Source organism: Phyllobacterium sp. RCAM01083 (genome assembly GCF_055685835.1).
The window spans coordinates 547246-557863 of sequence record NZ_JBVFZN010000003.1 but is presented as its reverse complement, the minus strand read 5'-3'; the positions used below and the strand labels follow the sequence as shown (position 1 = coordinate 557863).

11 protein-coding genes are annotated in these 10618 nt (G+C 56.2%); 3 read left to right on the top strand and 8 right to left on the bottom strand.

Annotation, left to right across the window (positions count from 1 at the left end):
- The coding region (locus ACZ25R_RS04155; protein WP_472460133.1) for a transglycosylase SLT domain-containing protein at window positions 1–318 on the top strand (318 nt) is incomplete at its 5' end.
- On the opposite strand, the gene ACZ25R_RS04150 is transcribed toward ACZ25R_RS04155, so the two are convergent.
- The 3 genes from ACZ25R_RS04150 to ACZ25R_RS04140 form a co-directional block, all read right to left on the bottom strand.
- Entirely contained in the window at window positions 315–1514 is a 1200-nt protein-coding gene (locus ACZ25R_RS04150) for a hypothetical protein (protein ID WP_472460132.1), read from the bottom strand. The two genes, ACZ25R_RS04155 and ACZ25R_RS04150, sit on opposite strands and share 4 nt — an antisense overlap.
- Window positions 1515–1522: 8 nt before the next feature.
- Window positions 1523–2755, bottom strand: coding sequence for an alpha/beta hydrolase (locus ACZ25R_RS04145; protein ID WP_472460131.1), 1233 nt, complete (start codon window positions 2753–2755; stop codon window positions 1523–1525).
- 143 nt (window positions 2756–2898) lie between these two features.
- Window positions 2899–3531 carry a response regulator gene (locus ACZ25R_RS04140; protein ID WP_472460130.1) on the bottom strand — a complete coding sequence of 211 codons (633 nt, stop codon included), beginning with the start codon at window positions 3529–3531 and terminating at the stop codon, window positions 2899–2901.
- Between the two features lie 317 nt (window positions 3532–3848).
- On the opposite strand from ACZ25R_RS04140, the gene ACZ25R_RS04135 reads away from it, so the two are divergent.
- Both ACZ25R_RS04135 and ACZ25R_RS04130 read left to right on the top strand, forming a co-directional pair.
- Window positions 3849–5156 carry a DUF3300 domain-containing protein gene (locus tag ACZ25R_RS04135; protein ID WP_472460129.1) on the top strand — a complete coding sequence of 436 codons (1308 nt, stop codon included), beginning with the start codon at window positions 3849–3851 and terminating at the stop codon, window positions 5154–5156.
- A gap of 42 nt (window positions 5157–5198) precedes the next feature.
- Window positions 5199–6122 (top strand): DUF2950 domain-containing protein, encoded by a 924-nt coding sequence (locus ACZ25R_RS04130; protein WP_472460128.1) that lies wholly within the window; start codon window positions 5199–5201, stop codon window positions 6120–6122.
- Window positions 6123–6311: 189 nt separating this feature from the next.
- On the opposite strand, the gene ACZ25R_RS04125 is transcribed toward ACZ25R_RS04130, so the two are convergent.
- The 5 genes from ACZ25R_RS04125 to ACZ25R_RS04105 form a co-directional block, all read right to left on the bottom strand.
- A complete protein-coding gene (locus ACZ25R_RS04125; RefSeq protein WP_223616054.1) occupies window positions 6312–6728 on the bottom strand; it encodes a hypothetical protein in 417 nt (138 codons plus the stop codon).
- Between the two features lie 147 nt (window positions 6729–6875).
- Window positions 6876–7511, bottom strand: coding sequence for a LysE family translocator (locus tag ACZ25R_RS04120; RefSeq protein ID WP_472460127.1), 636 nt, complete (start codon window positions 7509–7511; stop codon window positions 6876–6878).
- Entirely contained in the window at window positions 7511–8050 is a 540-nt protein-coding gene (locus ACZ25R_RS04115; protein WP_472460126.1) for a hypothetical protein, read from the bottom strand. The genes ACZ25R_RS04120 and ACZ25R_RS04115 overlap by 1 nt, the downstream gene beginning before the upstream one ends.
- 212 nt (window positions 8051–8262) lie before the next feature.
- Entirely contained in the window at window positions 8263–9141 is an 879-nt protein-coding gene (locus tag ACZ25R_RS04110; RefSeq protein WP_472460125.1) for an MBL fold metallo-hydrolase, read from the bottom strand.
- The gene (locus ACZ25R_RS04105; RefSeq protein ID WP_472460124.1) at window positions 9134–10594 is read right to left on the bottom strand and encodes an aminotransferase class V-fold PLP-dependent enzyme; all 1461 of its coding nucleotides are present in this window, start codon (window positions 10592–10594) and stop codon (window positions 9134–9136) included. Before ACZ25R_RS04105 ends, ACZ25R_RS04110 begins: the two co-directional genes overlap by 8 nt.
- Between the last annotated feature and the right edge of the window lie 24 nt (window positions 10595–10618).

Here is a 10618-nt window from a genome sequence, read left to right as displayed (position 1 = left end):
TCGAAATATTTGCGCTATCTTATGGATACCTATCTTAACGAACCGGGGCTCAATGCGCGTGAACGCGAGTTGCTTGCCTTTGCCGCCTACAACGCCGGCCCGGGAAACCTGAAGAAGTTTAGGAAGAGGGCCGCAGACCTTGGTCTTAATCCGAATATCTGGTTTGGCAATGTGGAGAATTCGGCCGCGGACATCGTCGGCCGGGAAACGGTGCAATATGTCGGCAACATCTACAAATATTACATTGCCTACACGATGCTGGCAGAGCGGCTCCAGGAAAACGCAGATGCCGTGAGTTCAGGCAAAAAGGGTGGCTAGTCCATAACGTTTTTCAAAGCAGCAGCAGGCGTTTCACGATGGGCAGAAGTTCCTTGAAGGGAAGTTGCGTGAGCCCGACCAGAACGAACGGTAGCAGTGCTGCTGCGAAAACCGGGATGAGAGTCGATCGCGTCACCAGCATCGGTGATAGCTTCTTTGCCGCCTCGAACAATTTCCCGGGGGTCGGCAAATTCCTCATGCACGTCGGCATTGTCGTCGTCGGCAACGACGTTCTTGCCAAGGGTGCCGCGTTCCACCTGTCTTTGATAATTTGTGGCCACTGTGGATGCAGCAAGAAGCGTCCGCTTCTTCAGGTCAAGTATCTGCCGAACAAAACAAAGCAGCGGTATTCCGAAATATGCGGATAAGGCGATCAGCGACAGTGCCATGACGGCTCCAAGTGCTGAAGCCGTTATTGTGCTGTGCAAGATCTGGTGGGTGACGGCGGCAGATACGACGCTGCTGACTGCGACTGTGAACAGCATATAGGCATTGGGATAGCGGCCGACGAAGGCCAGACCGGCATGACCGTCCGGATGGGTTGCAACCAATCTTGTTTCCAGCCGCGACAAGGCCAGAAGCAAGAGTGACCAGATAACGTGCCGCCACACGCTGCGCGATAGAAGGAACCAGAAAAGCGTGTTGCTGACAATGACCGACCACCACGCTGCAGGGCTCAGCGACCTTTGGGCATTGGTAACCGTGACTGCCCAGGAGGACGCTGTCTGGTTCTGCGTGTTCGAAAGCAGGAGCAGCGATGCGGTGACGGCAAACAACAGACAGATGAGTTCAGCCCAGATCGAGTTTCGGCGCTCCAGCGCTTTCACCATCGCTGATCGGGCAGCGCCAAGCGCGTTTTCGGTGACAAGCTGCCCTGCGAAGAACTGCTTTACGCCGTCCCGGAGCTGATTCTCCACCTGAGTTTCGGCCAGAATGAGGAACCCGATCGCCAAGAAGGACCTTGCCCACACGCCGGGATCGAGGAGATAGGGCCGCAGCTCGAGAGGACCCAGAGCGGTTCCGGCCGCCACTGCGAGCAGAAGGGGCACACGCCACGCCGCGGCCACGAACATGATGGCGCGAACCGCGGAATTGAGATCACCCGTCCGCGCGATACCAGCATCCAGCTGCAGCTGATAGAACGGGCCGCCGTGAAAGATCAGGAATGGTGGGTCGTTCTCCCGTTCATGTGCCATGGGTTGGCTCAATAGCTCAGCTCGCGGGACTGCGCCTTGTCCTGCAGTGTTTCATGGAATTTATCCGATTTGACCGGAGCGCGTTTCTGGCCTTCCAGAATGTTGATCGGCGTGCTGACGGTTGTCGCCGCGACCTTGCCGACGACATTGACACCTCCAGCTATCACCGCCGTTACACCTTGACCGAGTGATACGTTGGAATCGGTGAGGGTCTGGCCGGTTACCAGGCGCTGGCCGATCAACTGCACGATCTGCGGGCTCTCTGCGAATTTGCCATGGTTGAGGCTGTCTCCGCCTTTGACCTTGGTCAGGTCGATGACCGTAATTCCGGCTTGTTCGAGTTTGCTGCGGTAGGGCTCGTCGGCGGGATTGATGGCCCCGAGCCGTTGCACATCACCCGAGATGAAGCGGGAGGCTGCGAGCGCACGGTCGTCCTGGGAGACGAATATCGTGAATTTGGGTCGCTTTTCACCCATTTCCGTCCATTGGCGCGCGAAGACATCGACATCGATATCCGGTGAAGCCAGGATCACGTTGTCGATCTTTGAGGCAACGCGGCCGTCACGGATAGCCATCTGTCGCAAGGACTCCATGGCCAGCCATGTTCCCATCGAATGAGCCATGACGGTGATGTCTTTGACGTTCGGATCATTGGCAAGCGTGCGCAATGTTTGCTCGAAAGCCACTCTCGAATAATTGGTGCTTTCCTTGTCGTAATTGTAATCGAAGAGACTGGCCCTGGACGGCCAGGTGAAGAGGATCGGTGTCACCTTGGCGCCCGAGTCATGGATGATCTGGGCAAAACGAAAGACCGAATCCTCATAGCGGTTGTTGAATCCATGCACGAAGACCAGCGCGTGCCCGCCGACGACATGCGCCCGGAACCATGTTCGGGCCTGATCGACGGATTTGAGCTGCTGGACACGCGTAACGGCAAAATCCGTATCGGGATTGGGCGGCAGTTTCTTGGGCCATTGAACCGTGCCAGCCTTGCGTTTGCTGTCCGATGGGATCGAAACCGAGATATCCGTCAGATAGGGATGCGGGCTGCGTTCTCCCGTGAACAGTGTGGCTGGATCGTCGGATGGGACCCGGCTCGTCACGACAAGCATGTCCACATTCGAACCTCCGGTTTTGTTGGAAATCGCGACAGGGGACATGACCCCCTTGGGATGGCCGGCACATCCCCCCAATACGACCACGCAGGCCAGCAGAATCGGCAGAGGAGATGACAATCGCATCAGGCCAGTTGCGGCGCGCTGTCCTATTGGGCGCACGTCGTTCGGCAACTTGTTTCGCCTGGAAGACGCATGGTCGGATAGAGCATTTGGCATCGGTTGTTTCCTCGAGAACCTGTGGCGCACCCGGAAGGGCATGCCTGAATTCATGCTTCAATGAGCCGGTTTCGTATCGCAAAGCGGACAAGCGCAGCCGTGGACTTGGCATCCAGTTTACGCATGGCAGCGGAGCGGTGGCTTTCAACAGTCTTTTCGCTCAGTCCGAGGACCGCTGCCGTCTCCTTGTTGCTGTGTCCTTCGGCAATAAGTTTGACGACTGCCGTTTCCCGCGATGTCAGGATGCTGGGCGATGCATCAGATTTTGCGAGGTAAGAGGATACGAGTATGTCCGAGACCGCCTTGGTGAAGAACGGTTGACGATGTTCCAGCGCCTCCACAGCCTGGATCAGATGGTGGGTTGCATCCGACTTCAGCAAATATCCCCGAACGCCCGCTTCAAGAATGTTGCGAAGCAAAGCTTCATTGTCGTGCTGGGTAAAGATAAGGATTTCGGTTTTAGGGTTGTGGAGGCGGATCTGACGGGCAGCTTCGACGCCATTGATATACGGCAAAGCATAATCCAGGATGGCAATTTCGGGGTCGGTAAGACGAGCCTGCTCAACCGCATCGCGCCCGTTCTCAGCCTCGGCAACGATTTCCCAGCGTTCCCGCGTAGAGAGAATGGCTCTGACGCCTTGCCGAACGATCTCATGGTCGTCCGCGATGAGAATCCGTGTCATATTCACTCCCCGGTTGACGTCTGGTCCGCAAGCTCAGTTCGCCGATCTGAAACAAGCTTGCGGATTACCTCAGCCCTACATCGGAAACTGAAATTCGGCAAAAATTAACAGTTACGTACTTACGCCGACAGAGCCGTTGAACGCTAATGCTCCCCAATAACCAATGGGAGCGCTGCGCACAATGCAACGGTCAATCACACGGAACCGCACTGTCGCACCATCGTTGCACAGGTGTGCCGATTCGTGTCGCGAGGTTGCCGTCGCCGATCGTTATCAACGCCTGGACTCCGAACACAATTCATTGAGGAGAAGCAAGTATGTCACTATATCCAAAGGCGATGGCCATCGCAGCTTCGGCGATTTTGCTGTTCTGCGGCAGCATCACGCCCGTATGGTCTCAGGCACAAACGGCTGCGGCCCCGCCTGCCACCGCGGTCGCTGAAGCACCCAAGCTGCTTTCGAACACCGAACTGCAAACGCTTGTCGCACGCATTGCGCTTTATCCGGATGACCTGGTGGCTCTGGTGCTGTCCGCTGCGCTTAATCCGCTGCAAATCGTGCAGGCCGAGCGCTTCCTCGAAGAAGCCAAGTCCAAGCCGGATCAAAAGCCGGATAAGTCTTGGGATGGCAGCATCGTCTCGCTGCTCAATTATCCGACCGTTGTCAAAATGATGAATGACGACCTGAACTGGACCCAGCAACTCGGCACTGCCGTGGTTGACCAGCAGAAGGATGTCCTCGTTGCCGTACAGCAGCTGAGGGACAAGGCCGTTTCCCAAGGGGTGATCAAGTCCAATGACAAGATCATCGTGGAAAAGCAAAAGAGCAACGTTGTCATCCGTCCTGTCAAAAAGGAGGTGACCTACGTTCCGGAATACGATCCGATTATCCTGACGAGCCCGACTTACGTCGCAGCGGCGCCGATCGTCTACGGGAGTCCGTATCCGTCCTATTACTACCCATATGCGCCTTACTGGGCAGGTTTCGTTACCGGTGTTGCCTTTGGCGCTGCCGTGGACTGGAACAACTGGCATTCGTGGGGAGGGAATGACGTCAATGTGAATGTCAACAATTTCAACCGTAATGATTTCCACTTTGACAAGAACAATATCAGCAACCTCAATTTTGACAGCGGCAAATTCAATTTCGACCGGAATTCCATCACCAACAATATCCGTCAGAACAACGGAAACCGCCTCGATGTGAAGGGCGGCGACCGCATCGGAAATACGTCGGGTTTCGCCGGCGCCGGCTCGAGAGTTGGCAGTGCGGACGTTCGCCGCGACGTGCAGAGCGGCTTGAAGGAACGGGTTGGCGGGAACGTTGCAAATGACCGTGCGAACCGGGCGGCCACGCGGCCTGCCAACAACAATGCTGTCCGTCCCAACCCGGCCAAAGGCAATATTGCCGGCAACACCCGGCCCAGGCAAACAATGGCGGCTCGTGCCGACCATCGCCCAAGACAGCCAAGTGCATTCGGCAATTATGCTCCGGGCCATGAAGTCAGGCAATTCTCCCAGCGTGGCAATTTCAGCCGTAACTTCGGTGGCGGCGACAGGCTTGGCGCGGGTGGTGGAGGCGTGAGGCATGGATTTGGCGGCGGCGGTCGTTTCCATCGCCGTTGACCATGAAGAACCACCGCAGTTTCCTTTGAAGGATTTTGAAAAATGTCCAGACACGTTCTGAAAGCACTTTTTGCATCAACGCTCATCTCAATGGCTGTACCGTCGTTCGCAGCCGAACCGTCATTGCAACGCTTCGTTGGCGCTGAACCCTTGACCTTCAAGGACGCCGGCGAAGCGGTGGATGCCCTCAAGAAGGATCTTGAAACAAAGGATGTCGGCGCACTGGCAAAATTGCTGGGTCTTAACCCGGAAGAGGCAAAGAAATCGGACGATTTCGACGCGCGCCTGACTGAACTTCAACAGGCATCCAAGGAACAAACCGCAATGGAGGACCGCGAGGACGGCGGCAAGGAAGTGGTCCTGGGAAATCTCGCCTGGCCATTCCCGTTTCCCCTGGTGAAGCACGACAGCGGCTGGCGGTTCGATACGCTTGCGGGCCTTGAGGAGGTCCTGGCGCGTCGTATCGGCGAGAACGAACTTGAGGCAATCGACATATGCCGCAATGAAATCCTCGCGCAGGCGGCCTATGCACAAGTGGACCACGAGGGCGATGGCGTGCTTGAGTTCGCTCAGAAAATCATAAGCGACGAAGGCAAGCAAAACGGGCTCTACTGGAAATCGGCTGGAGGTGAGGAGAGCCCTGCCGGCAATCTGGGAGATGCCGCCAAAATCGAAGCCAGTGCCGGCTCGGACCACGGTTATTTCGGTTATCGATTCCGAATCCTCACGTCGCAAGGCAGCAATATTGCCGGCGGGAAGTATAATTTCGTTATCAACGGCCACATGATTGCGGGACATGCCATGATTGCTTCACCGGCAGTCTATGGCGAGACCGGGATCATGACCTTTGTCGTCAGTCACCACGGGACCGTTTATCAAAAGGACCTTGGTCCGGACACCGCGAAGATCGTCAAAACAATAACCTCGTTCAATCCTGACAAAACGTGGGAGCCTGTTGAGGACTGATCGTGGGTCCGCGGGATATCCAGGGCAGACATTGACTGTCGGAAGGCAACACACAATCAGAGCCGGGTGGAGCGAGCATGGCTTCATCCGGCTCTGATTGTGTGTAGCCTTCCGACGACAAACCGTTCGCCTGAGAAGCGAAGACTTAACAGGAATGGTGGAATCCGGAAACGTCGGCTCTTAAGATCCTTACATGCTGCACTTGTGATAGGTGACATACATATTGTCGCCAAACGGATCGAAGCGCTGAAATTCTTCGGGGCCGACGATTTTAAAAGTAGCCGTGACATCGCTCTGGATCATTGAATCGGTGCATGAAAGCCGTGCGGACAAACGGTCTTTCTGTTTGCGCACGCTTTGTGTGGTGCATATCGCCATCGGCCCGGATACCTTGCTTCCGACGATCAGCAAGCCGGTTGTCGTTGAGGCGCCGCGGTCCTTGAACTCAATCTTTTTGCCGACTTTCTTGAACGTATCAGCGCAGTCGGTACCGTTCATGGTCCACGCACCTTGCAATTCCTTCATCGAAGCCGCGATGACGCCGGATGTTAAACCAAGGCCTATCAGTCCGCTCAAGAGAAGGATTTTACCGGTTTTGCCTGACATCGAAGTTCTCCATGTTCATTTCGTCTGAAGACTAGGACAACGGCAATCCAACGAAAACACGGTCCGCTCGAATATACAGATTCGATACGGTAAATGTGCCGATGGCCGATGGCGATAAGCCGACCTCAAGCGATCATCGGATCAATTTCATCTTCGTGTCGTCCATGCGAACCAGACAGCGACAACGGCAAGGACAATTGCCAGGAAGCGGCGGATGAAACGCTCGCGGGATGGCTCGTTCAGGACCGTTCCCAGCGAGCCTGCGAGTATCACGATGGCGCAGTGAATTGCCGTTGCGACCAAGAGGTAAATGGTTGTGAGCACCAAGGTTTGGCTGAGCGTGGGGGCGACGTCGTCGAGGAAGGTTGGTAAGACGGCAATGTAAAAGACCGCCGCCTTCGGGTTGAGGAGGTTGGTCATGAGGCCGCGCGCAAAATGTTTGCTTGCGGGTTCTGCCACGGGACCAACCTCAGTTGAGCTGTCCCGCCAAGCGTCGACGGCGAGATAAAGCAGGAAAACAATACCTGCCCAACGCAGGGCCGCGTAGAGGCCGGGAGATTGCGTTACTATTTCCGCCAGACCCAATGATGCCGCAAGTCCCACCACGGCAAGACCGAGCGTAATTCCAGCCACGGTGGCAAATCCTGATCGGCGACCATCGCTCGCGGCGATAACAGCCAGGTATGCCATATTCGGCCCTGGCGTCAGCTCGATGATCAGCGACGTTGCGGCGAACGAAAATAATGTGCTTACGGGCAGTTCGTACAATGCCAGGCCGCTCATCATGTGTTGCCATGGCTCGCGTTTTGGGATTGCAATCCGCTGCGCTTCTCGAGCAATTTGCGCCAGAGGCCGCCCTCGAATGCGGAGCTGATCTCTCGTGATGCGAGATAGGGGATCAGGACAAGCAGCATGATGAAGCTGGTGGCGAATATCTGGGGTGCCTTGCCAAGAAGGTCGGAAAGCGATGCGGCGGCTGTCCTTCCATGGATGAGCCCCACCACAACCTCCTCAAGTATCGAGAGTGCGATCAGCAGCGCCAGATAGAGCAGGGCCTTGGAGGCAATGACATTGATGATCCGGCGATCGCTGTAACGATCGCCCAGATGGACGGCGTGCCCCAGCAGGATGAACTTGGCCAACAGCAAGGCCTTGAGGGCAGGGAGCCCGAAGGGCCAGAACCCATCACCGGAACTGCCGACAATCGTGATCTTGTAGAGGATGATGGCACTCAGGCAAACGTAGAGATAAACCGCAAGAACGGCGAATTGCAGCAAGTCGCTCTTCAGTCGGGTGATAATCAAACTGGCGCTGATTGGCATGGTGGCCTCCTGATCGAAACCGGTTACCGTCGGATTGGCATTTGTCGGCTCCCGACATCGCAGTTGCCTCATTTCAGATGGTACGCAACCAAGGCCGAAAGGGAAGTACGATACGGTAAATCAAGTGATGGATAGGCCTTTAACAAGCGTCCCAGAAATTGGAAATTATCTAATGATTCCGGTGCATTTTTGTCCTGGGCTCGAGATGGAAGTCAGCTCCATGGTGTGCCTTGAAACGCATTCATCGGCAGCTTGAGATAGCGTATGCCGTTCTCTTCCAACTCTGGAAGCCGGCTGCCGTTGATGTTGACCTGCAAGGCGTGCAGGATGAGTTTTGGCATTGGCAGCGTCCGGTCTCGGTTCTCGCGCATCAAGACAAAGTCCTCTTTGTTTGGTGAGCCTTTGAGATGGATATTCTCAGCTTTCTGACGGTCGACCGTGCTTTCCCATAGGGGTTCCCGTCCACCGGGCTGATAGTCATGTCCGACAAATATGCGCGTGTCTCCGGGCAGGGCGAGGATTTTCTGGATGCTCGCCCATAGCGTGCTGGCGCTTCCGCCTGGAAAGTCCGCACGGGCTGTACCGCTGTCGGGCATGAAAATCGTATCGTGCACAAACGCCGCGTCGCCGATCGAATAGGTTATCGATGCAAGCGTGTGGCCCGGCGAGAACATGACGCCGGCTGCGATGCTGCCGATGGAGAAGGTGTCGCCGTCAACGAACAGCCGGTCCCACTGACTTCCATCGATGCGCAAATCCGGCCAATTGTAGATCTGCGACCAGATCTTCTGGACATCGACAATTCTTGCGCCAATGGCGATTGGCGCACCCGTGATCCCTTTGAGATAGGCTGCGGCCGACATGTGGTCGGCATGCGGATGGGTATCGAGAATCCACTGAACATGCAGATCTTGCGCACGGACAAAGTCGAGCAGCAGATCGGCATTGTATGTGGCTGTCGTGCCCGACTTCTCATCGAAGTCGAGGACCGGATCGATGATGGCGCAAGCCCTGGTCTTCGGATCGCTGACCACGTACTGAATCGAAAATGTGCGCGGGTCAAAGAAGGCGGTAACGTCGGGCCTATGCATGGACAGCGTCCTTAAAGTCCGAAACACGCGGCGAGAAAATCGCGTGTGCCGGATCGAATGTGTAGAGCGCTTCAAATGAAGGAGCATCGCGCGCCAACTGAGCGACAGATTGCAGGATGAAGGAGACTTTTTCATCTGATAAAAGAACGCTCAGATTGAGTCTGGTAAATCCGGGCTTCTCGATCTCGTTGCCAGCGAGGATCGCCAGCCGCATCCGTTGCGAGGCGTCGGCATCGATCGACAGCAACCGGTGCACATAGGGCCCCGCGCAGGCGCAACCTCCCCGGGCCTGGATGCCGAACCGATCGCTCAGCAGCCGCGTGATCAATTGCTGGTGGACATACCCGCCTTTAGCGTTTCTGATTCGGAACGAGAATATCGGAAGCCGTGGTAAGAGGCAGGAGCCGAGCAGTTCGATCTCTGGAACGTTCTGCCATGCCGCAAATGCCTTGTGCGTCAGTTCATCGTTGCGCCGCTTGATGTCATCCAATCCGATCGCCTGTTTGACCAGAAAAGCAAGTGCCGCTCGAATGTCACCGATGACGTTGGGCGTGCCCGCTTCCTCGCGCGCTTCAAGGCTGTCGCTGTAATCATGGCCCGTTGGCGAAACGAATTTCACAGTGCCGCCACCTGGCCAAGAGGGCTTGCTTGCGGTAACGGCATCGTGACGAACAATCAGGATACCTGTTGCTCCCGGCCCGCCAATAAATTTATGCAGCGATATGACAATCGCGTCTATCTCGACGTCCGTTTCGGGGCGCATTGAGATTGGCAGGTAAGGTCCGGCACCGGCATAGTCCCAGACGATCTTTGCGCCTGCCGATTTGGCGATCTTCGTGATTGCCGCGACATCGGTCATGATCCCTGTCACGTTGGACGCGGCCGAAAAAGAGCAGACTTTCAGATCTGCGGTGGCGCTCTCCAGCGCTTCTGTCAGAAGCACGGGATCCGGGCCGCCGTTGACACCTTCGGCGATTTCTATGATCTGCGCGCCGCTTTCTCGCCAGGGCAGAATATTCGAGTGATGCTCATAAGGTCCGATGATCACGCAAACCCGCTGGCCCGACGCAACAGCCTTGGAGACACCAAGCAGATTAACAAGCCGATTGATGCCCGCAGTTGCTCCGGACCCTGCAAAGATGACTGCGTGGTTGTGGTCCGCGTCGCAGCATTCCGCGATCACTGCGCGCGCAGCCCGGCGCAGGCGTGTCATCATGCCTCCGCAGTAGGAGGCCTCGGTATGGCTGTTTGCATAATAGGGCAACACGTCTTCGAGGATAAAATGCTCGACCTGTTTGAGCGCCCGTCCGGAAGCGACGTAATCGGCATAGACGAGATCTTTCAAGCCGAACGGCCCGTCGACTTTGGCCTGCGAACCAATGAGACCCTCGCGTAGCATGACGACGGGATCGGCCACATCGAGGCTGCTTCGGAATTTGGCGAGAACTGCCATTGGAACTGCTGATTGGCGGGTATT

Coding starts and splice junctions, on each gene's coding strand:
- ACZ25R_RS04150 (WP_472460132.1), bottom strand. CDS start 1,514: ATGGCACATGAACGGGAGAACGACCCACCATTCCTGATCTTTCACGGC.
- ACZ25R_RS04120 (WP_472460127.1), bottom strand. CDS start 7,511: ATGAGCGGCCTGGCATTGTACGAACTGCCCGTAAGCACATTATTTTCG.
- ACZ25R_RS04125 (WP_223616054.1), bottom strand. CDS start 6,728: ATGTCAGGCAAAACCGGTAAAATCCTTCTCTTGAGCGGACTGATAGGC.
- ACZ25R_RS04115 (WP_472460126.1), bottom strand. CDS start 8,050: ATGCCAATCAGCGCCAGTTTGATTATCACCCGACTGAAGAGCGACTTG.
- ACZ25R_RS04105 (WP_472460124.1), bottom strand. CDS start 10,594: ATGGCAGTTCTCGCCAAATTCCGAAGCAGCCTCGATGTGGCCGATCCC.
- ACZ25R_RS04130 (WP_472460128.1), top strand. CDS start 5,199: ATGTCCAGACACGTTCTGAAAGCACTTTTTGCATCAACGCTCATCTCA.
- ACZ25R_RS04135 (WP_472460129.1), top strand. CDS start 3,849: ATGTCACTATATCCAAAGGCGATGGCCATCGCAGCTTCGGCGATTTTG.
- ACZ25R_RS04110 (WP_472460125.1), bottom strand. CDS start 9,141: ATGCATAGGCCCGACGTTACCGCCTTCTTTGACCCGCGCACATTTTCG.
- ACZ25R_RS04145 (WP_472460131.1), bottom strand. CDS start 2,755: ATGCGATTGTCATCTCCTCTGCCGATTCTGCTGGCCTGCGTGGTCGTA.
- ACZ25R_RS04140 (WP_472460130.1), bottom strand. CDS start 3,531: ATGACACGGATTCTCATCGCGGACGACCATGAGATCGTTCGGCAAGGC.